The organism is Allobosea sp. Tri-44 (assembly GCF_004123845.1).
Classification (GTDB): Bacteria; Pseudomonadota; Alphaproteobacteria; order Rhizobiales; family Beijerinckiaceae; genus Allobosea.
In genome coordinates this window covers 79,081-105,040 of record NZ_NBDP01000005.1, presented here as the reverse complement: position 1 = coordinate 105,040, position 25,960 = coordinate 79,081, and the positions used below count along the sequence as shown (strand labels likewise).

Sequence of the window (25,960 nt, the reverse complement as noted above, 5' to 3'; positions counted from 1 at the left end):
CCAAATACCTTTCAGATCGCGCCTTCGGCCTTGAGGCCGGCAATGGCCGCCTCATCGAAACCGAGCTCGGCGAGGATTTCGTGATTATGGTCGCCGGCGTCCGGCGTCGGCGTCGCGATACTTGCCGGGGTGCGCGACAGGCTGACCGGTTCGCCGACGACGCGGATGTCGCCGAGCTTGGGATGGTGGACCGGCTGCGCGATGCCGAGATGCTGGACCTGCGGATCGTCGAAGACGGCGTCGACCGCATAGATCGGCCCAGCCGGGACGGAGGCGGCCTCGAATGCCGCAAGCCAATCGGCACTGTCCCGTATGGACATGATCTCCTCGAGCAGCACGCGCAATTCAGGGCGCGCCGCGAAGCGCTTCTCCATGTTGTCATAGCGCGGATCGGTCGCGAGCTCGGGCCGGCCGAGCGCGCCGCAGAAGGAACGCCAGTGCCCTTCGGCACCGACGCCGAGATTGATATGGCCATCGCGCGTCGCATAGACGCCCATCGGCGTTGCGTAGGGATGGTCGTTGCCGGCCTGGGGCGGCACCTTGCCCTCGACCAGATAGCGCGCCACCTGGAAGTCCATCATGCCGATCTGGGCTTCGAGCAGCGAGGTCTGCACCCATTGCCCCTTCCCCGAGACGGTGCGCTCCTGCAGCGCCACCAGCGCGCCGATTGCACCATAGAGCCCGGCAGCGGAATCGGCGACGGCGATGCCGGCGCGCACCGGCCCCTGGCCAGGCAGGCCGGTCACCGACATCATCCCGCCCATGCCTTGGGCGATCTGGTCGAAGCCGGCGCGCAGGCGATAGGGGCCGCTCTGGCCGAAGCCCGAGATCGAGACCAGGATCAGCCGCGGGTTGAGCGCATGCAGCGTCTCGAAATCGAGGCCGAGCCGCTCCTTTACATCTGGCCGGAAGTTCTCGACCAGAAGGTCGGCGTCGGCGATCAGCTGGCGCAGGATCGCCTTGGCCGGCTCCTTCTTCAGGTTGAGCGTCAGTGAGCGCTTGTTCCGGTGCAGGTTCTGCATGTCGTAGCCATGCCGCGGCCCACTCATGTTCTCGTTCGGGTCGATACCCGGCGGGCTTTCGATCTTGATCACGTCGGCGCCGAAATCAGCGAAGATGCGGGCGCAGGTCGGCCCGGCGCGCACACGCGTCAGGTCGAGCACGCGCAAGCGTTCGAGGGCGGTGGACGGCGTCGGGCGAGGCATGATGATCCGGAAGGGGTGACAGGGGCGCAGACTATCCCGTCATCGTCCAAGCGCGTCAATCTTAGGCGTCATCTTGCATGCAAGATTGACGTATGGGTCATGCGTCAACCGGACAACGGGCGCACGCAAGCTGCGGGACGCCGGCGTTGACGCCTGATGGAAAGGCCTGCGAGCTTGTCGGACAGCGTCGGCAACGGACGCGTGAATCCGGAGGAAGACGATGACGGTGGTCGCGCTGTTCGGTGCCGGCGGCAAGATGGGCATGCGGCTCGGCCGCAATCTCGCCCGCTCGCGCTTCGAGACCCGTCATGTCGAGGTCAGTCCGGCGGGCCGCGAGCGCGTTCGCGAAGCGTTCGGCGCCGCTTGTATAGAGCCTGATGCCGCGATCGCGGGGGCGGAGGTCGTGATTCTGGCGGTGCCGGATACCGCCGTCGGCGCGGTGGCCCGCGATCTCGTGCCGAAGCTGGCGGCCGGGACGATCGTCGTCATCCTCGATGCCGCCGCGCCTCATGCCGGCCATCTGCCCGAGCGTGCCGACATCACCTATTTCGTCACCCATCCCTGCCATCCGCCGATCTTCAACGACGAGACCGACCCGGCGGCGCGCGCCGATCATTTCGGTGGAATCGCCGCCAAGCAGCATATCGTCAACGCATTGATGCAGGGGCCGGAAGCGCATTACGCGCTTGGAGAGGAAGTGGCGCGGGCGATCTGGGCGCCGGTGATGCGCTCGCATCGGGTCACCGTCGAGCAGATGGCGATCCTCGAGCCCGGCCTGTCGGAAACCGTCTGCGCCACGCTGCTCGACGCGATGCGCGAGGCGATGGAGGAGGCGATCGCCCGCGGCGTGCCGCGCGAGGCGGCGCGCGACTTCCTGCTCGGCCACATGAACATCCTTGCGGCGGTGACCTTCGACGAGGTCCAGGGCGTGTTCTCCGACGCCTGCAACAAGGCGATCGTCTTCGGCAAGGAGACGATCCTCCGGCCCGACTGGAAACGCCTGTTCGAGCCGGACGAGATCGCCGACAGCGTCAGGCGCATTACCTGAGGTTGTCCGGCGAGGCTTCGGTCGGTCTTGAAGCCATGTTATGCCTCCTTCGCCGGCTGGCCCGGCATGCCTTCGGAGAGTGAGATGAGCGCGATCAGCGAGAAGCCGAGCCTGACTGTCGAGGATCCGGCGCAACTGCGCTCACTGGTCGGTGAAGTGCATCCGCTCGCGCAGAAGAAGGTGCTCGATCGGCTCGACCAGTTCTGCCGCGATTTCATCGCGCTCTCGCCGTTCCTCGTGCTGGCGAGTGCCGATAGCGAGGGCAGGGCGGATGCCAGTCCACGCGGCGACGGGCCAGGCTTCGTCCAGGTGCTCGACGAGCGGACATTGCTGATCCCCGACCGGCGCGGCAACAACCGGGTCGATTCCCTCGGCAATGTCCTGAGCGCTCCCGGTGTCGGCCTCGTCTTCTTCGTGCCAGGGATCAACGAGACCCTGCGCGTCAACGGCCGGGCGCGGATGACCACGGATGCGGCGCTGCTGGAGCCCCTGGCCATGCAGGAGAAGGCGCCGAAGCTCGGCCTGATCGTCGAGGTCGACGAAGCCTATTTCCACTGCGGCAAGGCACTGATCCGCTCGAAGCTCTGGGGTCAGGAGTCACAGGTCGAGCGGGGCAGCTTCCCGACGCTGGGGCGTATCGTCGCCGAGCAGACCAAGGCAATCGACGCCGCCGAAGCCGACGCCAATATGGAAGAAGGCTATCGCACGCGGCTCTATTGAGCGCGCGCGGCCGCGGAGGGCCGGACATGTCCAAGGCTGACAAGTCTCTGCCAGCCACGCGCTTCAGCTTCCGGCTCGACTTCACGCCGGGCGGACGCCTCGGCCCCGGCAAGGTGCAGCTCCTGGAGGCGATCGGCGAGACCGGCTCGATCTCGGCCGCCGGTCGTTCGATGAAGATGTCCTATCGGCGCGCCTGGCTGCTCGTCGACGATCTCAACCGCATCTTCCGCGCGCCATTGGTCGAGGCGCAGCCCGGTGGGGCCAAGGGCGGCGGGGCCCATCTGACCCCGCTCGGTCGCGAGATCGTCGCGAATTATCGCGCCATCGAGGCGAAGACGCTTGAAGCGGGAGCATATGAGATCGCGGCGCTGCGCGCGGCGGTCTCCCTGACGGCGCCCCTGCGCGAGCCGGGCAAGAAGGCCTGAGCGCTCACGGCGTATCGATCGAGACGCTCTTGATCACCGCATAGACCGCGCTGCCGGGCCTCAACTCCAACTGCTCGGCCGATTTCACGGTGAGGCGGGCGAGCAGGCCGGCGCCGTTGCAGTCGAGCCTTACTTCCAGCGCTCCGCCATCGCCATGCCGTGCGCCGATCGCAGCGACCGTTCCGGGCAGGACGTTGAGGGCACTGATCCCGTCGAGCGGCTTCAAGCTCAGCATCACGTCACTGGCGAGGATGCGCACGCGCAATGCCGTCCCTTCCGGAGCCTTGCGCCTACCGATCTGCAATGGCCCCGCCGGGGTCTCCAGGATCGTCAGCCCGTGTTCGGGCTCATGCCGCAGAACGCGCGCCTCGAGGATGGAGCCGGCCTCCGCCGAGGTGGAGAGGATCGGGACGTCGGGGCGAGACATCAACTCGGCCGTCGGCCCGCTCATCGACACCTTGCCCTGGTCGAGGATGACGAGATGGGTGGCCAGCCGCGCCACCTCGGCGATCGAGTGCGAGACATAGACGATCGGAATACCGAATCCGTCGCGCAGGCGCTCGATATAGGGCAGGATTTCGGCCTTGCGCTCTTCGTCGAGCGAGGCGAGCGGCTCGTCCATCAGCAGCAGCCGCGGCTTGGCCAGCAAAGCGCGGCCGATCGCGACGCGCTGTTTCTCGCCACCGGAGAGCGCACCCGGCTGCCTTTGTAAGAGATGGCCGATGCCGAGCAGATCGAGAACGTCGTCGAGCTTGCTGCCACCATCTTCCGCTTTCGGCGCGAACCAGCGGCCATAGAGCAGGTTCTGCCGGACCGAGAGATGCGGGAAGAGCCGCGCTTCCTGGAAGACATAGCCGATGCGGCGTCTGTGCTTGGGCACGAAGACGCCGATGGCGCTGTCGACCATCACCCGCCCGTCGATGACGACGCGGCCGTACTGCGGCCGGATCAGCCCGGAGATCACGTTGACGAGCGAGGTCTTGCCCGAGCCCGAGCGGCCGAACAGCGCCGTCAGGCGACCATCTGACGCGAAGTCCGCATCGAGCGCGAAGGCGCCCAGTCTATGCGCCACGGAAACCTCGATGACCGCGCTCATTCGACGGCGATCCGCCGGCCGACCAGCCGCGCCAGGAATTCCGACGCGAACAGCGCCGCCACCGAGATCGCAATCGAGATCAGGGTGAGCCGCATTGCGCCGGCGTCGCCATTCGGCACTTGGGTGAAGGTGTAGATCGCCGAGGGCAGCGTCTGCGTCTCGCCGGGAATATTGGAGACGAAGGTGATGGTCGCGCCGAACTCGCCCATCGCCTTGGCGAAGCACAAGATCATGCCGGCGAGGATGCCGGGCAAGGCGAGCGGCAGCGTCACCGTCAGGAATACCCAGAACGGACCTGCGCCGAGCGTTCCCGCCGCATCCTCGAGCTTGCGGTCGATCGCCTCGATCGAGAGCCGGATCGCCCGGACCATCAGCGGGAAGCCCATCACGGCGCAGGCGAGCGCCGCCCCCGTCCAGCGAAAGGACAGCACGATGCCGAACCAGTCATAGAGGAACTGGCCGATCGGCCCGCGCCGGCCAAAGCCGATCAGCAGGAGATAGCCGGTGACGACCGGCGGCAGGATCAGCGGCAGATGGATGACGGCGTCGAGCAGTGACTTGCCCCAGAAGCGCCCGCGCGCCAGCAGCCAGGCGACGGCGAGCCCCAGAGGGAGGCTCGCCAGCATGGCGGTGGTCGCGACGATCAGGCTGAGGCGAACGGCCGTCCATTCTTCCGGCGTCAGCCAGGCGCTCACGAGCAATCCCTTACGAGCAATGCCTTACGAGGATGAAGCGGGCTTGTTCAGGACCGTGAAGCCCTGCTTCTCGAAGCTGGCCTTGGCGCCGTTGCCGCGTAAATAGGTGAGGAAGCCCTGCGCGTCGGGATTGGCCGAATCCTTGGTGATGGCGACGGGGTAGACGATCGGCGGGTGGGTGTCTTCCGGGAAGGTCGCGATCACCTTGACCTTGGGATCGGCGGCGGCGTCGGTGGTGTAGACGATGCCGAGCGGCGCTTCGCCACGCGAGACGAGGAGCAGCGCGGCGCGGACATTGTCGCTCTGGGCGATCTTGTCCTTGACCTTGTCCCAGCCGCCGAGCTTCTCCAGCGCCGCCTTGCCGTATTTGCCGGCCGGCACCGAATCGACATTGCCCATCGCGAGCCGGCTGGAGCCGAGCGCGGCGGAGAGATCGACGCCCGGCGCCAGCGTCACGGTGGTCGTGGCATCGGCGGGTGCGATCAGCGCGATCCGGTTGGCGAGCAGGCTGATGCGGCTGTCCTTGTTGATCAGGTTCTTGCCGGCCGCATAGTCCATCCAGTCGAGATCGGCCGAGAGGAAGAGGTCGGCCGGCGCGCCCTGTTCGAGCTGCTTCGCCAGCGCGTTGCTGGCGGCATAGGAGATCTTGGGTGCCGGCTTGCCGCTCTCCTTGACCCAATTAGCTGTGGCCTCGTCGAGTGCGTTCTTCAGGCTCGCGGCGGCGAAGATCACCAGCTCCTTGCTCTGGGCGAGGGCCGGGCCGGTGAAGGAGGCGACGCCGATCAGCAGCGCGGCGGTGAAACCCAGAACGTTTCGGCGGTTCGATGGCATGAGGGGCCTCGCTGCAGTTGCTGTCGCTATGTGCGGCCGAATATAACGGTGAGCGACCAAAGGTCGAGTCTGCGTGACGCGGACTCGCGAGGTTGTCAGATCGAGGAGACCAGCATGAAGATTTCTGCCCGCAACCAGCTCAAGGGCACCATCGTCGAGATCGTCAAGGGCGCGACCACCGCCCATGTGAAGCTCGATGTCGGCGGCACCATCGTCACCTCGGCGATCACCAATGCCGCGGTCGAGGAGCTACAGCTCGCCGTCGGGCAGAAGGCCTATGCCGTGGTGAAGGCCTCCGACGTGATGATCGCGATCGACTGATCAGCGGCGCCCGGTTGCGCGGCCGATGCCAGCTGCGTAGCCTTCTGCGCAAAGAAAAAGGCCCACGCCGAAGCGCAGGCCCAAGTCTAGGGAGGAAACGCCCAAGGAGGGCGCCGCAACATCGCTGCTGCGGTGCACAGGAAATAGGGCGACGTGGGACAGCTCGCAAGGGGGAAGGGACAGCAAAGCTGACCCTATTTTGAGCAAATTGCATTTAATCGCGCCGATCGCGCTAGAATGATGGGTAAACGCCGATGCCTGAGACGAAACGACGCGGGGCTAACGTTTGCCGAAACGCGTTTCGGAGCCTTCTCATCGTTGGGAGCCTCAGCCTGAGTCCTGTTGCGGAAGCCCAGATTCCGCCATCGCCGGCCGAGATCGCAGCCTATGATGCGCTGCATCTTGCGGCTCATCGCGGCGACCTCGCTGCCCTCCGTCAAGCAGTCGCATCCGGCAACCGGCTCGAAGCCCGGGACGGCGGAGGCCGCACCGCGCTGCATGTCGCGACCCATGCCCGTCAGCGCGAGGCGATGCGCGAACTCGCCAAGGCGGGAGCCGATCCCCGCGCTCTCGACGGCCAATCCTATGATGCGATCACGATCGCAGCCGTCGCCGACGATCTGGAGACCATGCGCACTGCGCTCGCCATCGGGGGCGACGCGCGCGCCATCACCAGCCCCTATCGCGGCACGGCGCTGATCGCGGCCGCCCATCTCGGCCATGACGGCGTGGTGCGCGAGTTGATCGCCGCCGGCGCGCCGCTCGACCATGTCAACAATCTCGGCTGGACCGCGCTGATCGAAGCGGTGATCCTCGGCGATGGCGGACCGCGTCATGTCGAGACGGTGAGGGCGCTGGTCGGGGCGGGTGCGCGCCGCGACCTCGCCGATCGCGACGGCGTCACGCCGCTCGAGCATGCCCGCCGCCGCGGCTATGCGGCGATGGTCGCGCTGCTGCAGTAGTCAAGGAGGGAAATCCGGTGCCGGCAGGCTCGCCACCAGCGCCGTCAGCCCGTCGCTGTAGCGCTGGCGCATGTCGGCCCAATAGGGGTGATTACTGTCGTATTTGGCGAGATGCCGGGTCGAGAAACTGTCGGCCTCGTAGCGCAAGAGATCGATCGGCGGAGCGACCGAGAGGTTCGAGCGGACCGTGGCATCGAAGGAGAGCAGAGCAAGCTTGGCCGCCTCGTCGAGCCCGCTCGCCTCCTGCAGCGCCCGGTCGAGGATCGGCTTGCCGTATTTGGTCTCGCCAAGCTGGAGAAACTGGGTGCGTCCCGAGGCTTCGACGAAGTTGCCGGCCGAATAGACCTGGAAGAGCCGGTGCGGCTCGCCTGCGATCTGGCCGGCAACCAGGAAGGAGCCATTCGGGTCGCCATAGGGCTCGACGAAGGCGCGATTGGCGCGCAGCACCTCGCGCAAGACGCCGCCGACGATCTGCGCCACGTCGAACATCGTGCGCGCCGCCAGGATGTCGCGGTTCTCGCCGCCCGAGGCGCTGTCCTGCTTATGCTTGGTGTATTGCCTGATCATCGTGATCACGGCCTGTGTCGTCGCCAGGTTCCCAGCCGAGAGGATCGCGATCACCCGCTCGTTCGCGACCTCGAACAGAGCGAGCTTCTTGACCACGGCGATCTGGTCGACGCCGGCGCTGGAGCGGGAATCCGAGGCGAGGATCAGGCCCGACGGCAACAGGATCCCGAGGCAATAAGTCATAGTTGGTTCCCCAGCGCGGGCGCAGCATGCGCAGGGGGTACCGAGTTTGCCAAGCTCTGGGTGGCGCGATTGCGGCACGGATGGGCGAATGCCAAGGTCGACCGGTTATCGGCTAGGACGTGGCGGAGTTCGGACATGCGCAACCTCTCGGACACCGTCGCGGCCGTGCATGCCGATGTCTCAGATCATATCGGCGCCGGTAAGGTAGCCGACTACATTCCGGCGCTGTCGCGAGTCGATCCGCGCGGCTTCGGCCTTGCCGTCATCACCTGCAGCGGCGAGCGGGCGGAAGCCGGCGACGCCACGGTGCCATTCTCGATCCAGAGCATCTCCAAGGTCTTCACCCTGACGCTGGCGCTGGAGCGGGTCGGCGCCCGGCTCTGGCACCGAGTTGGGCGCGAACCCTCGGGCTCGCCCTTCAATTCGATCGTCCAGCTCGAGCAGGAGCGCGGCGTGCCGCGCAACCCGTTCATCAATGCCGGCGCGCTCGTCGTCACCGATGCGCTACTGACCGGCCGGACGCCGAAGAAGACGGCGGCCGAGATCCTCGCCTTCCTGCGCGAGCGCTCCGGCGACCGCACAGTGGCGATCGACAAGGAGGTGGCGGGGTCGGAGGCGCAGACCGGCTTCCGCAATGCCAGCCTCGCCAATTTCATCCGCGCCTTCGGCAATCTGAAGAACCCGGTCGCCGAGGTCCTCGACGTTTATTTCCACCAATGCGCGCTGAGCTTGAGTTGCGTCCAACTCGCCCGCGCCGGCCTGTTTCTCGCGGGCGATGGGGTGGACCCGTTGACCGGCGACATGGTCTGCCGCCCGGCGCGGGCCCGCCGCGTCAAGGCGCTGATGATGACCTGCGGCCATTACGACGCCTCGGGCGAGTTCGCCTTCAAGGTCGGCCTGCCCGGCAAGAGCGGCGTCGGCGGCGGCATTCTCGCCATCGTGCCGAAGCAGGCGGCGATCGCGGTCTGGTCGCCCGGGCTCAACGCTGCCGGCACCTCGCATGTCGGCGCGCTCGCGCTCGAACGCCTGGTCGAGCGCACCGGCTGGTCGGTTTTCTAGCGCGCTTTCCGTTCGACCGGCACGGTCGAACGATCAGAATTCGCGCAAAACAAATAACTAGTCAGCCCTTCGCCGGTCCGGTTGCGGCCGGGCGCTCGCTCGCACCCCACTCGGCCCAGGAGCCGTCATAGACGGAGCGCGCCGGCTTGCCGAGCAGCTCCAGCGCCGTCGACAGGATCACGGCCGAGACGCCCGAGCCGCAGCTCGTCAGCAACGGCTTGTCGATGTCGACGCCGGCTTCGCGGAAGGCCGCGACGAGCGCCTCCGGCTCCTTGAGCTTGCCGTCGGCCACCAAGGCGGAGGAGGGCAGGTTGAGCGCGCCCGGCATGTGGCCCGAGCGCAGGCCGGGCCGCGGCTCCGGCGCCTCGCCGCGGAAGCGGTCGGCCGGGCGTGCATCGACCACCTGGATGGCGCCGCTCTCCAGCGCGCGCGCCACGTCGTCGATATCGGCAACGGCGGAATGGTCGAGCCTGGCGGTGAATGTGCGCGGTGCACGCTGCCTTGGAGTGCCATCCCGGACCGGCCGGCCCTCCGCCAGCCATTGCGGCAGGCCGCCGTCGAGGATGACCACATCCTTGGCGCCGAAGGTCTGGAAGGTCCAGCGCACGCGCGGCGCCGAGAACAGGCCGAGCCCGTCATAGACGACAATGCGCATGCCGTCGCCGATGCCCATGGCGCCGACGGCGGCGGCGAAGGCGTCCGGCCGCGGCAGCATATGCGGCAGGCTGGAGCTCTCGTCCTTGATCGCGTCGATGTCGAAACGGACCGCGCCGGGGATGCGCTGCTGCGCATATTCGGCCGCCGCGTCGCGCTTCTGGGCCGGCAGGTAATAGGAGCCATCGACGATGACGATGTCGGGCGCGTCGAGCCGCTCGGCCAGCCATTGCGTGGAGACGAAGATGTCGTTGCGGGCCATGCGCGCGTCCTCGAAAGAGTCTATTTTCAGGATGTTATGACGGAACGTTCAAGCGAGCGCGATGCGCACGCGCCGGTTCTGCTTGCCCTTCTTCTCGACATCGGTGACGACGACCGCGCCGATCTCGGAGGTGTTGCGCACATGCGTGCCACCGCAGGGCTGCAGGTCGATGCCATCGATCGAGACCAGCCGGACCCGGCCCGAGCCGCGCGGCGGCTTGACCGACATGGTCTTGACCAGGCCGGGATTGGCGTCGAGCTCCTCGTCGGTGATCCAGCGCTCGCTGATCGCTGCATTCTTCGCCACCAGTGCATTGAGCTTCTCGGTCAGTTCGGCCTTGTCGAGCCCGCCCTCGGGAATGTCGAAATCGAGCCGGCCGTCGCCGTCGCCGATCGCGCCGCCGGTGACGGGATAGGGCAGGACGACGCTGAGCAGATGCAGCGCGGTGTGGATGCGCATGCGCTTCAGCCGGCGCTCCCAGTCGAGCTTTGCCGTCACCGTGTCGCCGACGGCCGGCGCGGCCTGGCCTTCGAGCGGGACATGCAGGATGCGGCTCTTGTCCTCGGGATTGTAGATCGCCGTGCCGACCGCGATCTCGGTGCCGTCGCTGCGGACGAGGACGCCGACATCGCCCGGCTGGCCGCCGCCGGTGGCGTAGAACACCGTCCGGTCGAGCTCGATGCCGCCGCGCTCGTTGATCGCGACAACGGTCGCAGGCGTTTCGCCAAGATAGGCATCGGCTCGGAACAGCAATTCGGTCGGCATCGCGATCTCCTTCTTCCAGTCAGCTTATCGCAGGCGAGGCCGGGCTGGAAAAGATGGTGGGAAGCCAAGTGGGGACGGTGCCGGCAGGGCTTCCGCTGAGGGCTCCGCATCACTACGGTCCGAGCAGGACTACCGCGGCCTGGAGGCTCGACCGAAAGATGACCATGCCGCGCATCGGGCCGCAGGACGGTGTCGCCTGGGTGACCGGAGCGAGTTCCGGCATCGGCGCGGCCGTGGCGCTGGAATTGGCGCGGCGCGGCTGGACGGTCGCCGCGACCGCGCGCCGGCTCGACAAGCTCGAAACGCTGGCGCTGAGCGCGGATGGTTTGCCGGGGCGGATCGTCGCTCATTGCGGCGACGTCGCCGATCCGATGGCGATGGCTGCGGTGGTCGAGGGCATCGAGAGCGTGCATGGGCCGATCGCGCTCGCCTTCCTCAATGCCGGCATCGCCCCGCGCAACGGGCCCGGCCTGATCGACGTCGCCGCCTTCGAGCAGGTCTTCGCGGTCAATCTCATCGGCGTCGTGCGTGGCGCGGCTGCTGTCGCCGAGCGCATGGCGGCGCGTGGCAAGGGCCAGATCGCGGTGAACGCCTCGCTGGCGGGTTATCGCGGCCTGCCGGGCGCAGCCGCTTACGGCGCGTCGAAAGCAGCCGCCATCCATCTCTGCGAGGCACTGCAATTCGATTGCGAGCGGCAAGGCATCCGCCTGCAACTGGTCAATCCCGGCTTCGTCGACACGGCGATGACCCAGCGCAACAGTTTTCCGATGCCGTTCATGGTGTCGCTCGAAGAGGCTGCGGCGCGCATCGTCGACGGCTTTGCCCGCGACCGCTTCGAGATCGTCTTCCCGCGCCGTCTCGCCTGGCTGATGAAGGGGATGCGGCTGCTGCCTTACCCGGCCTATTTCTGGGCGATGCGCAAGCTGGCCGGCGAGCATCGCGGCGGCCGTCGCGATGGGGCGGTGTAGCTGGAGACGACTCTCTGCCCAACGGCTTGGGCGACGGAGCCAAGAATCAAGACGAGCGTGATCCGAACCGCGCTTCGAGCCAGTTCGCGCCGAAGCTGGTGATCGGAGCAGCATCGACCAGCACGGATGGGGCGGCGCCGACCAGTCCCTGCCGGCCTTGGCCACTGGCGAGGAACTCCGTCACGATTTCAACGAAATAGTCCTCGGCCAGCCCGTCGACGATCGGGTCGCCGGTGTCGAACTCCTCGATCATGCGCCATTGCGTGCCGGCCGGAGTCGCCAGCGGCACCTCGATCCGCCGGATGCGCTTGCCGGGGATGTCAGCCAGGTGCTCGGCATGGTGCAGCAGGGTCAACGTATCGAGCGGCGCGCCGAGCATCAGCACCTTGCCGCCTGCCTCGACCAGCTTTGCGAGCGGCGAGCGCTCGCCATAGCCGTAGTCGAGCGGGTGCTCGGCCGTGAACCATTCAGCCTTCGCCCCGAGTGCGACGAGCGAGGCGCCGGGATTGCCGCTGCGCCGCGCGCCCGGCGTCGTCCGCAGGAATTCCGGCAGCACGCCATTGTCGCGGATGGCGCGCGAGCGCTGCGGATCGAATGGCGGGATGTGGTCGCGCCACTCAGGCGGCACGCGGCCTTCTTTGTCCGTCAGGTCCTCGTAGCGCGCCTCCCAATCGGCATAAGCGAGGACTGCGCCCTCGGGGCCGACGACATCGGAGAGCGCGGCGATGATGGTGTCGGGGCCGTCGAGCAGGCGGCCGACCCTGCTGACGGCAGCATGGACCATGACGGCATCGCCCGAGGCAAGCCCGAGTGCGGCGAGATCAGCGGCAAGAGAGGCGCGCGTGACAAAGGAAGCGGGAGGCAGCGTCATGTCGGTCGGCTACTCGGATCGAAGGGCGGCAAAGGCGTCGAGGGCGCGCCGGCGGCCGAAATCGAGGGCGATGATCGGCTTCGGATAGTCCCGGTCGAGGACGATCCCGGCCTGCTTCAGCGCAGCCGCCGGCGCTTCCCAGGGACGATGGATGAACTTGTCGTCCAGCTCCGCCAGCTCGGGGACGAAGCGCCGGACGTAAATGCCCTTCGGGTCGAACTTCTCGCCCTGTGTCACCGGGTTGAAGACGCGGAAATACGGCGCTGCATCGGCACCTGAGCCCGCGACCCATTGCCAGCTCGCCGGATTGTTCGCCGGATCGGCATCGACCAGCGTATCCCAGAACCAGGCCTCTCCCGCGCGCCAGTCGGTCAGAAGATGCTTGATCAGGAAGGAGGCCGCGATCATCCGGACGCGGTTGTGCATCCAGCCGGTCTGCCAGAGCTGGCGCAGGCCGGCATCGACGATCGGATAGCCGGTTAAGCCTTTCTGCCATGCTTTCAGGCCGGCTTCGTCCTTTTCCCAGGACATCGCGTCGAAGCGGCGATTGAAGTTGGCCGTCGCGAGATCGGGATTGTGGAACAGCAGGTGATAGGAGAACTCGCGCCAGCCGATCTCGCTGAAGAACTTCTCGACATCGGCAGCCGAGCCCGGCGTGTCGCCCGTGTCCAGCGCTGTTTGCATGGCGTGCCAGATCTGGCGCGGGCTGATTTCGCCGAAGCGCAGATGCGGCGACAGCCACGAGGTCGAGAGCTTGTCCGGCCGGTCGCGCCCCTCGCGATAGCCGGCAATCGCGTCGTCGAGGAAGGTGCCGAGCCGCTCCTGCGCCCCGTCCTCGCCCGGCGTCCAGGCGTCGCGCAATCCGCCGGCCCAGTCGGGAGAGGAAGGCTCCAGGGCGAGGTCGGCGACCGTAAGCGCCTGCTCGCGCAAGGCCGCCGGCAGCCTCGCCTTGCTCAGCTTGTCCGATGTCGGAAGTGGCGCCGAGGGCTCACCGTGTTCGCGCGCGGCACGCCAATAGGGCGTGAACACCTTGAACGGGCCGTCGGCCTTCGTCGTGACCTGCCATGGCTCGTTCAGGAGATTGGCGTTGAAGCTCTCGACAGCGACTCCGGTAGCGGAGAGTTCGGCCTTCAGCCCTTTGTCGAGTGCGATCGCCGTGCCGTCATAGCGTCGGTTCCAGGCGGCGTAGCCGATATCGGCCGCTTGCACGATCTGTGGCAGCAACTCGGCCGGATCGCCACGCAGGATCAGCAATTCGCCGCCTTTCGCCGAGACGGCCTCGGACAGCGCGGTTAGAGAGCGCGATAGCCACCAGCGCGCCGCTCCGCCGAGCGGGCGGCGGTCCGTCGATATGTCGAAGATGTAGAGGCAGATGAGCGGGCCGCGGTCGATCGCCGCTCTCAGGGCTGGATTGTCGGACAGGCGCAGATCGTCGCGGAACCAGAGCAGGGCAGGGCGTTCGGTCACTCGGTGAGGCCTTCTCGATGCGATGCTCTGATACGCCGATGGAGCCGGATTGGTTGCGTGGCGCAAAGGGATAGTGGCGCCGCGAGCCGCCAGGTTTCGTGATAGATTATGTCGACTGCGCGCAAAAGAAGAGGGATGGGCTGATGGCGACGCCGGAAGTCGAGGCCTTGAACCGGCGCATCGCCGCGCTCGAAGCACAACTCGCAGCCCTGCTGCAGGCGGTCAATGTCGGGCGCGGTGGCACGGTCGCGATCACGGCTCCGGCCGGCCTGTCGATCACGGTCGGTGGCACCTTCACGATCAATGTCGGAGCCGAATTGGCGCTGACCGTCGGCAGCAATTTCCGGACGGCGGTGGGCTCGGCCTATGTCGTCAATGTCGGCGCCGGCATGCGGACGACGGCCGGCACCGGCATCAGCCTCATCGCAGGCACTGCGCTCGCCATGAACGCCAACCGCGAGATCAGCCTGGCGACGCGCGCCTTCGAGGTCGCAGCGTCGGTCAGCATCGATCTCGACAGCAGCAAGGATTTCGAGATCGCCAGCGGCAAGGCGCTCGTGGTGAAGGCCGCCGACAGCATCCGGCTCGATGCCGGCTCGGCAGAGCTCAACCTGAAGAAGGACGGCTCTGTCGATCTCAAGGGCAAGGACGTGACGATCCGGGCGAGCGGCAAGATCAATGCGACGGCGAGCTCCGACGTCGTGATCAAGGGCTCGAAGATCAAGCAGAACTGAGCCGCGGCTCAGTCGCCGCCGCCTCCGCCGCAACCACCGCCGTCGCCTCCGCCGCTGTCGGAGCTACCAGCATCGGAGGAACTGCTGCTGTCTCCAAATCCGCTGGTGCTGCCGTCGAAGGAGGAGCTCGAGAAGTCGCCGCCGCATTGCGTGCCGCGATCGCCGTTGCGCCGCAGTGCCTCGCAATCCGGGGCATAGACGAAGCCGTTGGCGATCTTGAGCTTTGTGTCGAGGGCGAAAAGGAGAGGGAGCCTGCTGGGCTGCCGCGGGTCGATGTTCTCGTCCTGGCAGCACTGCCACCAGACGCGGCGCAGGGCCGAGTTGTCGCGCGGCGCGCCCTCGCGCAGGGCGACCGCTGGCGTGTGATGCAGGAAGCGCCCGAAGGCGCCGTCGCAGAACCGGCCATAGTCGCGGGTGTAGAGGATGAACTCGTGCCAGAGATCGTCCGCGACCTGCGATGGCATCGCGACCTCGCGCCGCCCGGAATTGAGATAGGCGAGGAAAAACTGGCGCAGGCCCTCGGAGACCAGCGCGGTCTCCTTGCGGGTGAAGCTGGGATGATGGCCCGTGAGCTTGTCAAGCAGCCCGCGCGGCCAGGCATAGCGCCGGATGAATTCCGCGCGGCGCAACCGGCGATATGAAGCGAGCGCGTTGCCCGCGACGATCAGCAGGATGACCCCCGCCACCATGCCAATGATGATGGCGGCGGGAGACACGCTATTGCTCCGTCAGTGCGCTTGCGGCGTGGCCTGCTTCGGCTCCGCCGGCTTCTTCTTGCCGCCGAGCGAGGCGAGCCAGCGCACCACGACGTAGAACACCGGGGTGAACAGCAGGCCGAACAAGGTGACGCCGATCATGCCCGAGAACACCGCGACGCCGAGCACCTGGCGCATTTCCGCGCCGGCGCCGATCGAGATGGTCAGTGGCAGCACGCCCAGGATGAAGGCGAGCGAGGTCATCAGGATCGGCCGCAACCGCGTCTTGGCGGCCGCGATCGCGGCATCACGCCGGCTCATGCCCTCGTCCTCGGCCTGCTTGGCGAACTCGACGATCAGGATCGCGTTCTTTGCTGCGAGGCCGACGAGCACGACGAGGCCGATATCGACCAGAACGTTGCGGTCGAAGTCCTTGTAGCCGACGCCGATCATCGCCGCGAGGATACACATCGGCACGATCAGGATGACGGCGAGCGGCAAGGTCCAGCTCTCGTACAGCGCCGCCAGCAGCAGGAAGACGAAGACGACGGCGAGGCCGAAGGCAATGATCGCGGTATTGCCGGCGAGCTTCTCCTGCAGCGCGATCTCGGTCCATTCGAAGGCGAAGCCGGCAGGCAGCACCTGGCTCGCGATCTTCTCCACCGCCGCGATGCCCTGGCCGGTCGAGTAGCCGCGCGCCATCGACAGCTGCACTTCGGCTGCCGGATAGAGGTTGTAGCGCGGCACGCGATAGGCGCCGGTCGTGTCCGAGAAGGTCGCGACCGAGCCGATCGGCACCATCTCGCCATCGGCATTGCGCGTCTTCAGGTCGGCGACGTCGCGGATGTCGAGCCGCTGGGGATTGTCGGCCTGCGCCGTCACGCGGAAGGTGCGGCCGAGGATGTTGAAGTCATTGACATAGGCCGAGCCCATATAGACCGACAGGGTCTCGAAAATACGGGTCACGGGAACGCCGAGCATCTCCGCCTTGGTTCGGTCGATATCGGCGTAGATCTGCGGCGTCTTGGTCGAGAACAGCGTGAAGGGCTGCTGGATGCCGGGCGTCTGGCCCGCCGTTCCGGCCACCGCCCAGGTCGCGCCTTCCAGCGCTGCCAGGCCCTTGCCGCCGCGATCCTGGACATACCCCTTGAGACCGCCGCCGGTGCCGATGCCTGGGACGGCCGGGGGCTCGACGATCAAGGCAAAGGCCTCGCCGATCTGGAACAGCTGGGTGCGCAGATCGTTGAGGATCCCCTGCGTGGTCAGGCCGGCCTTGGCCCGTTCCTTGAAATCGGAAAGGGTGACGAAGGCGACGCCGGCATTGGGCGCCAGCGTGAAGGTCGCGCCGTCGAGGCCGGCGAAGGCGACGGCATGGGCAACGCCCGGCCGCGACAGCAAGATGTCGGTCGCCTTGCGGATGACGGCGTCGGTGCGCGGCAGCGACGAGCCGGCCGGCAGCTGGAAGACGGCGATGAAGTAACCACGGTCGAGCTGCGGCACGAGGCCCGTCGGAACCACGGCGAGTTGCCTGCCGGCGACCGCGATCAACGCGGCATAGATCAGCAGCATGACGACGCCGAAGCGGATCAGGCGCGAGGTCACCGCGCCATAAGCGCGCGAGAGCCAGTCGAAGCCCTTGTTGAAGTACTTGAAGAACCAGCGCAGCGGCGCGCTGAGGGTCGCCAGGAAGCCTTTCGGCTCCTCATGGCTGTGCGGCTTCAACAGGATCGCCGCCAGGGCCGGCGACAAGGTTAGCGAGACGAAGCACGAGATCGCCGTCGAGGCTGCGATCGTCACCGCGAACTGCTGGTAGAACGTGCCTTGCAGGCCGGTGATGAAGGCGGTCGGGATGAACACGGCGCAGAGCACGAGCGCGATCGCGAGCAGCGCGCCGCCGACCTCGTCCATGGTCTTGTGCGCTGCGTCGACCGCGCTCATCCCCTGTGCGAGGTAGCGCTCGACGTTCTCGACCACGACGATCGCGTCGTCGACGACGATGCCGATCGCCAGCACGAGCGCCAGCAGCGAGATCGTGTTGAAGGAGATTCCGACCGCGCTCATCACCAGGAAGGTGCCGACCAGCGAGACCGGGATCGCGATGATCGGGATGATCGCGGCGCGCCAGGTCTGCAGGAACAGGATCACGACGATCACGACGAGCACGATCGCCTCGAGCAGCGTCGTCACCACGGCCGAGACCGATTCCCTGATGAACTCCGTCGGGTTGTAGACGATGGTGTGCTCGACGCCGGCAGGGAAGTTCTTCGACAGCTCCTGCATCGTCTTGATGAGGGCCTCCGAGGCCGCCAGCGCGTTCGTGCCCGGACGCTGGAAGACACCGATCGCGACGGCTTCCTTGTTGTCGAGATAGGAGTTGGAGAGATAGTCCTGCGCGCCGAGCTCGACGCGGGCGATGTCGCGGACACGGATCGTGCCGCCATCCGCATCCGAACGGACGACGATGTTGTAGAACTCGTCGATGCTGGTGAGGCGCCCGAGCGTGTTGACCGAGAGCTGGAAGGCGCCGTCCGACGTCGCCGGCGGCTGGTTGATCGCGCCCGCCGCGACCTGGATGTTGGCGGCGCGGATCGCAGCGACGACGTCGCCCGCGGTCAGATTGCGTGCCGCGACCTTGGCGGGGTCGAGCCAGACGCGCATCGAATAGTCGCGCGCGCCGAAGACCTGCACGTCGCCGACGCCCTCGACGCGGGTGAGCACGTCCTTGACGTTGAGCGTCGTGTAGTTCGAGACGTATTGCTGGTCACGCGAGCCGTCGGGCGACAGCATGTGGATGACCATCAGGAAGTCGGGCGAGGCCTTGCGGACCTGCAGGCCGAGCGTGCGCACTTCTTGCGGGAGGCGCGGCTCGGCGGCCGAGACGCGGTTCTGCACGAGAACCTGGGCCTGGTCGACGTCGGTGCCGGCCTTGAAGACGACGTTGATCGTGACGCGTCCGTCGCCGGTCGACTGCGACGAGATGTAGAGCATGTCGTCGACGCCGTTGACTTCCTGCTCGATCGGCGCGGCGACCGTCGAAGCGACGACCTCCGCCGAGGCGCCTGGATAGTTGGCGGTGATCGTGACGGTCGGCGGCGCGATCTCGGGATACTCCGCGATCGGCAGGGTGCGCAGGGTGATGGCGCCGGCGATCGTCAGCAGCACCGAGAGCACGGTCGCGAAGATCGGCCGGTCGATGAAGAAATGGGCGAAGCGGAACATGCTTTGGTCCTGGCCAAAGAGGGCAGGGTGGACGGAATATGCCGTCCACTCTTGAAGCGGCCTATCGAGGCCTTCAGTTGGCGGCGGCGGCCTTTATCTCGGTCGGCTGCGGCGTCACCGCGACGCCCGGCCGCACCATCGGATTGGCGATGCCGTTGACGATCACCTTGTCGCTCGATGTGAGGCCGCTTGTGATAACGCGTAGCCCATCGCTGATCGCGCCGAGCTGAACCGGCTTCGGCACGACCTTGTTGTCGGCACCGACAGTCAGCACGATCTTGTTGGCCTGGTCGGAGACGATGACGGCGTCCGGCACCAGCAACGCGTCGCCCTCGCCGGCGAAGAGCCGCAGCCGTCCGAAGGTTCCCGGCGTCAGCTGCCCGTCGGCATTCGGGAAGACGGCGCGGGTGCGGATCGTCGCCGAACGGGCGTTCAGCGCGTTGTCGACGAAGTCGATCTTGCCTTCCCGGTCCCATTTGGTTTCGCTCGAAAGCCGCACACGTACCGGCGTGCCGGGCTTCCGCAAATCCTGTGACTTCGCATAGCGAAGATAGTCGGCCTCGGAGGCGTCGAAGACGAACTTGATTGGGTCGACCGCCACGATCGTAGTCAGCAGAGTCGCACCGGACTGGCCGCCGGCGATCAGGTTGCCCTGGTCGACCCGCTTGTTCGAGACGCGGCCGGCAAGCGGGGCGCGCACCTGCGTCCACTCCAGATTGAGCTCGGCCGTCTTCAGGTTGGCCTCGGCTGCCTGCTGGCTGGCGATCGCGCCGTTGAGGTTGGCGCGGCGCTGGTCGATGTCGCGGGCGGTAATGGTGCGGTTCTGCGTCAGTGCCTCGGCACGCTCGACCTCGTTCTGGTTAAGGTCGACCTGCGCCTTGGCGCGCGCGACTTCAGCCCGCGAGGCGTCGACGGCGAGCTTGTAGGGCCGCTGGTCGATGGTGAACAGCAGGTCACCGGTCTTGACCAGGTCACCATCACGGAAATGGACCGAATCGAGGAAACCGGAGACGCGAGCCCGGACCTCGACCTGTTCGCTGGCCTCGAAGCGGCCGGTGAACTCGTCCCAGTTGGTGACGCGCTTGGCGAGCGGCGTGGCGACGGTGACCGGCGGAGCCGGCGGTGCGCCTTGAGCGAGCGCCTCGGCGGAGAGGGCCGGAAGCAGGACCGCCAGGGCGGCGAGGGCCCGGCTGGAGCGGCGGATCATGTGAAACTCCGAAAATGCGGGCGCGGCACAACCTTCACGGTTTCCGGCCGATTGCGCAACAACCCCATTGGACTGACGATTGTCAAGTTTCTTCACTCGACAATTCTGGCGCTTTTTTCATCTGTGCCGACCGTTGGCGCTTCGAGCCCAGCGAAACCGGATCAACGGATGCTTGATGGCGGCGGGCCGAAGCTCTACCTGAGGGACGCGCGCGCCTGCGTCAGTAGCAACACCTCGTGGAAGTCACCTCATGAATGCGCATGTCCGCCCCGCCGACCCGAAGAGGCTGATCAAGGGCGCGACCGGCGACTGGGAAATCGTGATCGGTCTCGAGATCCATGCTCAGGTCACCTCGAACGCCAAGCTGTTCTCCGGCTCCTCGACCGCCTTCGGCGGCGAACCGAACGCCCATGTCAGCCTGGTCGACGCGGCGATGCCGGGCATGCTGCCGGTGATCAACGAGGAATGCGTGCGCCAGGCGGTCCGTACCGGGCTCGGTCTCAACGCTGCGATCAACAAGCGCTCGGTCTTCGACCGCAAGAATTATTTCTACCCCGATCTGCCGCAGGGCTACCAGATCAGCCAGTTCAAGCATCCGATCGTGGGTGAGGGCGAGATCGCGGTCGATCTCTCGCCGACCGAGCAGATCAGCGTCGGCATCGAGCGCCTGCATCTCGAGCAGGATGCCGGCAAGTCGATGCACGACCAGCATCCGACCATGAGCTTCGTCGACCTCAACCGCTCGGGCGTGGCGCTGATGGAGATCGTCTCCAGGCCCGATCTGCGCTCCGCGGACGAGGCCAAGGCCTATGTCTCCAAGCTGCGCACCATCCTGCGCTATATCGGCTCCTGCGATGGCGACATGGAAAAGGGCAACCTGCGTGCCGACGTCAACGTCTCCGTGCGCAAGCCGGGCGCGCCCTTGGGCACGCGCTGCGAGATCAAGAACGTCAACTCGATCCGCTTCATCGGCCAGGCGATCGAGGTCGAGGCCCGCCGCCAGATCGGCATCATCGAGGATGGCGGCACGATCGACCAGGAGACGCGGCTCTACGATCCCGCCAAGGGCGAGACCCGTTCGCTGCGCTCCAAGGAGGAGGCGCACGACTATCGCTACTTCCCGGATCCCGATCTGCTGCCGCTCGAATTCGACGATGCCTTCATCGCCGAGCTGAAGGCGCATCTGCCCGAGCTGCCGGACGCCAAGAAGGAGCGCTTCATCTCGCAGTACGGGCTCTCGCCCTATGACGCCTCGGTGCTGGTCGCCGAGCGTGAGCAGGCCGATTATTTCGAGGCGGTCGCGAAAGGTCGCGACGGCAAGGCCGCTGCCAACTGGGTGATCAACGAGCTGTTCGGCCGCCTCAACAAGGAAGGCAAGGACGTTGTGGCTTCGCCCGTCTCGGCAGCGCAGCTCGGCGGCCTCGTCGACCTGATCGGCGAGAGTGTCATCTCCGGCAAGATCGCCAAGGACCTGTTCGAGATCCTCTGGACGGAAGGTGGCGACCCGCGCGAGATCGTCGAAACCCGCGGCATGAAGCAGGTCACCGACACCGGCGCGATCGAGAAGGCGGTCGACGAGATCATCGCGGCCAACCCGGACAAGGTCGAGCAGGTCAAGCTGAAGCCGACAATGCTCGGCTGGTTCGTCGGCCAGGCGATGAAGGCCTCGGGCGGCAAGGCCAACCCGCAGGCGCTGAACGAGATCCTGAAGAAGAAACTAGGCATCGAGTGACGCCAAAGGACTTGATCATCCGCGACGCTGAGACCGCCGACCTTCCGGCGGTCCGCTCACTTTTGGTCGAGACATGGCACGATGCCTATGACGGCATCTATGGCTGGCAGCGTGTCGCGCAGATCACCAATGCCTGGCACTCGCTCGATGCGCTCGCGGCCCAGCTCGGCCGCGACAGCGGTGTCTTCCTGGTCGCGCTTCTGGGTGAGGAGGTCGTCGGCACCGCCTCGGCCCGGCGCGAGCCCGATCGGGCCGCCATGCTGACGCGGCTCTATGTCTCGCCGGCTCGGCAGGGCGAGGGCATCGGGCGCACGCTCCTGCAGGTCGCGCTCGCCTGCTTTCCCGACGCACCGGTGGCACGGCTGGAGGTCGAGAGCCAGAACGAGCTTGCAATCGCCTTCTATGAGCGCATGGGCTTCTTCCTGCAGCGCCAGGCCCGCTTCGACGGGCGCGAGGACACCCCCAACACGCTGATCATGGCCAAGCGCCTGGTGACGATCTGAGAATGCGCCTGGCAAATTCCCGACGGAGACGATGATGATCGAGGCAGTCGCTCTCGCCAATGTGACCGTGCGCGAAGCGCGCCGCGAGGATGCCGCGCGGGTCGCTTGGCTGATCATGCAGGGCGCTGCCAAGCAGTCGCGTAGCGACGCGGAGATCGCGGCGGAGGCAAGCCACCCATCTTATCTCGAGGCCTTCGACGAGGTCGGAGCCAGTCCGCACAACACGCTCTTCGTCGCCGAGCTCGACGGAAAGGTGGTCGGGACCTTGCAGGTCACGCTGATTCCCGGGCTGATCAACCGCGGCCGCAAGCGTGCCAAGCTCGAAAGCGTCCATGTCGATCCAGCCCTTCGCGGCCGGCGCATCGGCGAGGCCATGGTTGCCCACGCCGTCGCCTTTGCCCGCCAGAGCGGTGCGGGCCTGGTCGAGCTCACCTCGAACAAGTCGCGCGAGGCGGCGCACCGCTTCTACCGTCGTCTCGGCTTCGACCAGAGCCATGAGGGCTTCAAGCTGGAGCTGTGACGGCGCAGCCTGCATGCCGCGTCCGCGTGGAGCGCGCGGGACTGGTTCTTACAGGAGTGCCGGTCGAGACCTAGATGTCCCGGCGACCCGTAATAACCCGCGAGGACTGGGACATGTCAGCAGTGCAGGGCAAGCCGATCGATCTCCACTACTGGCCGACACCGAACGGCTGGAAGATCACCATCATGCTCGAGGAAGCCGGGCTGCCCTACACCATCATCCCGGTGAACATCGGCAAGGGCGACCAGTTCAAGCCGGAGTTTCTGGCGATCTCGCCGAACAACCGCATGCCGGCGATCGTCGATCCCGATGGCCCGGACGGCAAGCCGATCTCGGTCTTCGAGTCCGGCGCGATCCTGCAATATCTCGGCCGCAAGACCGGGAAGTTCTATCCGGCCGATGAGCGCGGCCGCGTCGCCGTCGACGAATGGCTGTTCTGGCAGATGGGCGGCTTCGGCCCGATGCTCGGCCAGACCCATCACTTCCGCATCTATGCGCCCGAGAAGGTGCCCTACGCGATCGACCGCTACACCAACGAGGCAAACCGGCTCTACGGCGTGCTGAACAGGCGCCTCGAGGGCCGCGAGTACATCTGCGACGACTATTCGATCGCCGACATGGCCTGCGTCGGCTGGGCCCGTGGCTGGGAGCGCCAGGGTCAGGACATCAAGCAGTTCCCCAATGTCGGGCGCTGGCTCGAGACGATGCTGGCGCGCCCGGCGGTCAAGCGCGGCATTGCCGTCGCCGAAGAATTGCGCAATCCGGCCGGGATCAGCACGCCCGAGGAAAAGGCTGTTCTGTTCGGCCAGAAGGCGCGCTGATCGTTTGCGTCATGCTCGGGCTTGACCCGAGCATCTCCGGACAAGAGATCCTCGGGTCTACGCTTCGCTTCGCCCGAGGATGACGTTTTCCCGCCGTTCGCGGGAAAACGTCAGTTGCTGCGCGACCACTTCACCGTGCGGCAGATCATCCCGCCGAACACGCAGCCGGCGGTGGTCAGCGTGTCGCCCGCGAGCGTCATCGTGCCGGAATAGGTCTTGCCGTCCTCCGGATTGAAGGCGCTGCCGCTCCATTTGCCGGCGCTGGACGGCTTCATGTCGTAGAAGATGCGCTGGCCGACCTTGGCCGGGCCGCTTGTCTCCTTGAGCCAGGAGATCGTGCCGCACATCGCCTCGCCGCATTTGGTGAAGCGAACCTTCGATGCGCCGGTGTCGCGCAGCCAGGTGCCGGTGACGTCCTGAGCCGAAGCGGGGACGGCGAAAGCGAGTAGCAGGCCGGCGGCAGTCATAGTCAGGCGAATGGCCATGGCGTTCCTCCTCGGTTGTGGCGATCTGCGTCGCCATATGGTTCAGATATAAACTATATCCGAGCCTGCGTCGGCTTCAAGATGCCTTCTCGCCCGATCTCGGCAGCCTCGATGACCTTGGGGCAAGGTGAATCCGAAGTTGACGCGTTCGCCGAGGTCGAATCCAGAGCCAATTGTAATCATTGAAAAATTCGGCATGCGAGCCTGAATCGAATCTTGATTTAACTGCTCGTTTGCGACTCGTTGAGCTTCGATTCATCTCGAATTTTAGCGGAGTCTTTTACCGCCCGGCACGAACCTCTCCTCACAAGCCGCGGCCTCAAAACGGGCCGGCATCGAAGGAAAACAGGGGTTATTGTCATGGCACGCATGGAAATGAGCGCGATCCCGGCCTCGCTGGCCATCCCGATGGAAGCCTCCGCCGACGCCTATTACGAGCTGGGCCTGATGCATGCGTCCGGCCGTTCCGGCCCGGTCGACCTCGTCGCCGCGCAGACCTGGTTCAACGTCGCCTTCGCCAAGGGCTGCGCCCGCGCCGCCGCCCATCGCAGCGAGCTGGCGCTGGAGATGAGCCGCGACGAGGTCGCCGAGGCGCTGCGCGAGGCACGTCGCTTCCTGACCCGGCACTGAGGTTCAGGCACGCAGCCGCGCCATCGTGAGCGCATCGGCATAGGCGCCGGCGCGGAAAGCGTAGGCGCGCAGAAGCCCTTCCGGTTCGAAGCCGAACTTGCGGTAGAGCGCGATCGCCGCCGCATTGTCGGCGTAGACCGTCAGCTCGAGCCGCTTCAGGCCGAACCAATTGTCCGCGGCGTCGACGATCTCGCCGAGCAGCGCCGTGCCGACGCCGGTGCCGTGATGATCGTCATGCACGCCGATGCCGATATAGCCGGCATGCGCCCGCCGGCCGCGATAGCGCGCAAAGCCGGCCTGGCCGATCAGCCCGCCGTCGCGGAGTGCGACGATGTTGAGCCCCTCGGTATCCGGATCCTCCAGCCAGCGCCGCGTCACTTCAGCCCTTTGATAGGGCAGGCGCAAGGTCCCGGCGCGAAAGCCCGGCAGATTGACCAGCGCCGTCAGCGCTTCCAGATCATCGCCACACACAGCCCGGATCAATAGCTGGCTGGAACCAGCCGGATGTTCCAACTGATCGGGATACTCATCTCTTCCAAATGTCATGTCGGCTCTCCGAGGCAACCGGGAGAGCTGAATTCCATCGAACCCTGCTCGCCGCGGCAGGGTTCGTGGGGGATGATCGCGGCGCGCTTAGCGCAATGCTGATCCCGCACACCCTTCCAGGTGCGTCGACATCAGGATTACGAGGGCCGTCGCGGCGATCATGGCCTAGATCATAACGGCGGATCCTGAGCCCGCAAGGTGCGCCTCAGCCTTGTGGCACGGGGAGGGCGCCGCTATAAGCGCGCCGCATTCCCAGTTTTGCCCCAAGGATAATAACGATGGCTGTCCAGCGTACCTTCTCCATTCTCAAGCCCGACGCGACGAAGCGCAATCTCACTGGCGCGGTCAACGCGGTCATCGAGAAGGCCGGCCTGCGCATCGTCGCGCAGAAGCGCATCCAGATGACCACGGAGCAGGCGCAGACCTTCTACGCCGTCCACAAGGAGCGGCCCTTCTTCGGCGAGCTCGTCGAGTTCATGACCTCCGGCCCGGTCGTCGTGCAGGTCCTCGAAGGCGAGGACGGCATCGCCAAGTACCGTGAGGTGATGGGCGCGACCAACCCGGCCAATGCCGCCGACGGCACCGTCCGCAAGCTCTTCGCCCAGTCGGTCGGCGAGAACACCGTGCATGGCTCGGACGCGCCGGAGACCGCCGCGATCGAGATCGCGCAGTTCTTCGCGGGCAACGAGATCGTCGGCTGAGCCGGCTTCTCATTCCCTGGAAATGAGAAGGGCGGGTCCGATGGACCCGCCCTTTTTTGTTTGCCGGA

General features: G+C 66.4%; 28 protein-coding genes. 14 read left to right on the top strand and 14 right to left on the bottom strand.

The genetic code is table 11. The features are described from left to right. Positions 1-11: 11 nt before the first annotated feature. Entirely contained in the window at positions 12-1,205 is a 1,194-nt protein-coding gene (locus B6S44_RS05105) for a CaiB/BaiF CoA transferase family protein (RefSeq protein WP_129155692.1), read from the bottom strand. 220 nt (positions 1,206-1,425) lie between these two features. On the opposite strand from B6S44_RS05105, the gene B6S44_RS05100 reads away from it, so the two are divergent. The 3 genes from B6S44_RS05100 to B6S44_RS05090 all read left to right on the top strand — a co-directional run bounded on the left by B6S44_RS05100 (position 1,426) and on the right by B6S44_RS05090 (position 3,398). Continuing rightward, positions 1,426-2,253: a phosphogluconate dehydrogenase C-terminal domain-containing protein gene (locus tag B6S44_RS05100; RefSeq protein ID WP_129155691.1), complete on the top strand. Its 828-nt coding sequence runs from the start codon at positions 1,426-1,428 to the stop codon at positions 2,251-2,253. An 84-nt stretch (positions 2,254-2,337) separates the two neighbouring features. Further along, on the top strand, positions 2,338-2,973 hold the full coding sequence (locus tag B6S44_RS05095) for a pyridoxamine 5'-phosphate oxidase family protein (RefSeq protein WP_248309456.1): 636 nt from the start codon (positions 2,338-2,340) through the stop codon (positions 2,971-2,973). Between the two features lie 26 nt (positions 2,974-2,999). Next, complete coding sequence (locus B6S44_RS05090) at positions 3,000-3,398, top strand: winged helix-turn-helix domain-containing protein (RefSeq protein WP_129155689.1); 399 nt, start codon at positions 3,000-3,002, stop codon at positions 3,396-3,398. A gap of 4 nt (positions 3,399-3,402) precedes the next feature. On the opposite strand, the gene modC is transcribed toward B6S44_RS05090, so the two are convergent. Genes modC through modA form a run of 3 tightly spaced genes read right to left on the bottom strand, consistent with a single transcriptional unit; the run spans position 3,403 to position 6,020 of the window. Continuing rightward, complete coding sequence (gene modC / locus B6S44_RS05085) at positions 3,403-4,494, bottom strand: molybdenum ABC transporter ATP-binding protein (RefSeq protein WP_129155688.1); 1,092 nt, start codon at positions 4,492-4,494, stop codon at positions 3,403-3,405. Then, complete coding sequence (gene modB / locus B6S44_RS05080) at positions 4,491-5,189, bottom strand: molybdate ABC transporter permease subunit (protein ID WP_465246088.1); 699 nt, start codon at positions 5,187-5,189, stop codon at positions 4,491-4,493. Before modB ends, modC begins: the two co-directional genes overlap by 4 nt. 24 nt (positions 5,190-5,213) lie before the next feature. Beyond that, on the bottom strand, positions 5,214-6,020 hold the full coding sequence (gene modA, locus B6S44_RS05075; protein ID WP_129155686.1) for a molybdate ABC transporter substrate-binding protein: 807 nt from the start codon (positions 6,018-6,020) through the stop codon (positions 5,214-5,216). Between the two features lie 114 nt (positions 6,021-6,134). Between modA and B6S44_RS05070 the strand changes: the two genes are divergently transcribed. Beyond that, positions 6,135-6,341: a TOBE domain-containing protein gene (locus B6S44_RS05070; RefSeq protein WP_129155685.1), complete on the top strand. Its 207-nt coding sequence runs from the start codon at positions 6,135-6,137 to the stop codon at positions 6,339-6,341. 254 nt (positions 6,342-6,595) lie between these two features. After that, on the top strand, positions 6,596-7,303 hold the full coding sequence (locus tag B6S44_RS05065) for an ankyrin repeat domain-containing protein (RefSeq protein ID WP_129155684.1): 708 nt from the start codon (positions 6,596-6,598) through the stop codon (positions 7,301-7,303). Here B6S44_RS05065 and B6S44_RS05060 read toward each other — a convergent pair whose 3' ends face one another. Continuing rightward, positions 7,304-8,053 (bottom strand): proteasome-type protease, encoded by a 750-nt coding sequence (locus B6S44_RS05060; protein WP_129155683.1) that lies wholly within the window; start codon positions 8,051-8,053, stop codon positions 7,304-7,306. Positions 8,054-8,188: 135 nt separating this feature from the next. Between B6S44_RS05060 and B6S44_RS05055 the strand changes: the two genes are divergently transcribed. Continuing rightward, positions 8,189-9,112: a glutaminase gene (locus B6S44_RS05055; RefSeq protein WP_129155682.1), complete on the top strand. Its 924-nt coding sequence runs from the start codon at positions 8,189-8,191 to the stop codon at positions 9,110-9,112. Positions 9,113-9,173: 61 nt separating this feature from the next. On the opposite strand, the gene sseA is transcribed toward B6S44_RS05055, so the two are convergent. Beyond that, a complete protein-coding gene (gene sseA / locus B6S44_RS05050) occupies positions 9,174-10,028 on the bottom strand; it encodes a 3-mercaptopyruvate sulfurtransferase (protein ID WP_129155681.1) in 855 nt (284 codons plus the stop codon). Between the two features lie 48 nt (positions 10,029-10,076). Continuing rightward, entirely contained in the window at positions 10,077-10,793 is a 717-nt protein-coding gene (locus B6S44_RS05045; RefSeq protein ID WP_129155680.1) for an alanyl-tRNA editing protein, read from the bottom strand. A gap of 158 nt (positions 10,794-10,951) precedes the next feature. On the opposite strand from B6S44_RS05045, the gene B6S44_RS05040 reads away from it, so the two are divergent. Beyond that, positions 10,952-11,761, top strand: a complete 810-nt coding sequence (locus B6S44_RS05040) for an SDR family NAD(P)-dependent oxidoreductase (RefSeq protein WP_129155679.1) — start codon at positions 10,952-10,954, stop codon at positions 11,759-11,761. A 46-nt stretch (positions 11,762-11,807) separates the two neighbouring features. On the opposite strand, the gene aac(3) is transcribed toward B6S44_RS05040, so the two are convergent. Both aac(3) and B6S44_RS05030 read right to left on the bottom strand, forming a co-directional pair. Then, on the bottom strand, positions 11,808-12,632 hold the full coding sequence (gene aac(3) / locus B6S44_RS05035) for an aminoglycoside 3-N-acetyltransferase (protein WP_129155678.1): 825 nt from the start codon (positions 12,630-12,632) through the stop codon (positions 11,808-11,810). A 9-nt stretch (positions 12,633-12,641) separates the two neighbouring features. After that, on the bottom strand, positions 12,642-14,099 hold the full coding sequence (locus B6S44_RS05030) for a cryptochrome/photolyase family protein (protein ID WP_129155677.1): 1,458 nt from the start codon (positions 14,097-14,099) through the stop codon (positions 12,642-12,644). 143 nt (positions 14,100-14,242) lie between these two features. Here B6S44_RS05030 and B6S44_RS05025 point away from each other — a divergent pair, with 143 nt between their 5' ends. Further along, complete coding sequence (locus B6S44_RS05025; protein WP_129155676.1) at positions 14,243-14,833, top strand: DUF2345 domain-containing protein; 591 nt, start codon at positions 14,243-14,245, stop codon at positions 14,831-14,833. Between the two features lie 8 nt (positions 14,834-14,841). Here B6S44_RS05025 and B6S44_RS05020 read toward each other — a convergent pair whose 3' ends face one another. From B6S44_RS05020 to B6S44_RS05010, 3 genes are all read right to left on the bottom strand, one after another. After that, the gene (locus B6S44_RS05020) at positions 14,842-15,549 is read right to left on the bottom strand and encodes a glycine-rich domain-containing protein (protein ID WP_248309455.1); all 708 of its coding nucleotides are present in this window, start codon (positions 15,547-15,549) and stop codon (positions 14,842-14,844) included. A gap of 12 nt (positions 15,550-15,561) precedes the next feature. Next, a complete protein-coding gene (locus B6S44_RS05015; protein ID WP_129155675.1) occupies positions 15,562-18,747 on the bottom strand; it encodes an efflux RND transporter permease subunit in 3,186 nt (1,061 codons plus the stop codon). A gap of 73 nt (positions 18,748-18,820) precedes the next feature. Continuing rightward, entirely contained in the window at positions 18,821-19,954 is a 1,134-nt protein-coding gene (locus B6S44_RS05010) for an efflux RND transporter periplasmic adaptor subunit (protein ID WP_129155674.1), read from the bottom strand. Positions 19,955-20,204: 250 nt separating this feature from the next. Between B6S44_RS05010 and gatB the strand changes: the two genes are divergently transcribed. The 4 genes from gatB (at position 20,205) to B6S44_RS04990 (ending at position 23,530) form a co-directional block, all read left to right on the top strand. After that, positions 20,205-21,686, top strand: a complete 1,482-nt coding sequence (gatB, locus tag B6S44_RS05005) for an Asp-tRNA(Asn)/Glu-tRNA(Gln) amidotransferase subunit GatB (protein WP_129155673.1) — start codon at positions 20,205-20,207, stop codon at positions 21,684-21,686. Beyond that, complete coding sequence (locus B6S44_RS05000; RefSeq protein WP_206735081.1) at positions 21,683-22,189, top strand: GNAT family N-acetyltransferase; 507 nt, start codon at positions 21,683-21,685, stop codon at positions 22,187-22,189. Before gatB ends, B6S44_RS05000 begins: the two co-directional genes overlap by 4 nt. A 31-nt stretch (positions 22,190-22,220) precedes the next feature. Further along, a complete protein-coding gene (locus B6S44_RS04995; RefSeq protein WP_129155671.1) occupies positions 22,221-22,709 on the top strand; it encodes a GNAT family N-acetyltransferase in 489 nt (162 codons plus the stop codon). 113 nt (positions 22,710-22,822) lie between these two features. Further along, positions 22,823-23,530: a glutathione S-transferase N-terminal domain-containing protein gene (locus B6S44_RS04990; RefSeq protein ID WP_129155670.1), complete on the top strand. Its 708-nt coding sequence runs from the start codon at positions 22,823-22,825 to the stop codon at positions 23,528-23,530. Between the two features lie 110 nt (positions 23,531-23,640). Here B6S44_RS04990 and B6S44_RS04985 read toward each other — a convergent pair whose 3' ends face one another. Next, positions 23,641-24,015: a DUF2147 domain-containing protein gene (locus B6S44_RS04985; protein ID WP_129155669.1), complete on the bottom strand. Its 375-nt coding sequence runs from the start codon at positions 24,013-24,015 to the stop codon at positions 23,641-23,643. Between the two features lie 360 nt (positions 24,016-24,375). Between B6S44_RS04985 and B6S44_RS04980 the strand changes: the two genes are divergently transcribed. Then, positions 24,376-24,645 carry an SEL1-like repeat protein gene (locus B6S44_RS04980; protein ID WP_129155668.1) on the top strand — a complete coding sequence of 90 codons (270 nt, stop codon included), beginning with the start codon at positions 24,376-24,378 and terminating at the stop codon, positions 24,643-24,645. A gap of 3 nt (positions 24,646-24,648) precedes the next feature. Here the strand turns inward: B6S44_RS04980 and B6S44_RS04975 are convergent, their stop codons facing one another. Next, positions 24,649-25,191: a GNAT family N-acetyltransferase gene (locus B6S44_RS04975; protein WP_126112146.1), complete on the bottom strand. Its 543-nt coding sequence runs from the start codon at positions 25,189-25,191 to the stop codon at positions 24,649-24,651. Positions 25,192-25,469: 278 nt separating this feature from the next. Here B6S44_RS04975 and ndk point away from each other — a divergent pair, with 278 nt between their 5' ends. Then, positions 25,470-25,892, top strand: a complete 423-nt coding sequence (gene ndk, locus B6S44_RS04970) for a nucleoside-diphosphate kinase (protein ID WP_126112144.1) — start codon at positions 25,470-25,472, stop codon at positions 25,890-25,892. Positions 25,893-25,960: the final 68 nt, after the last annotated feature.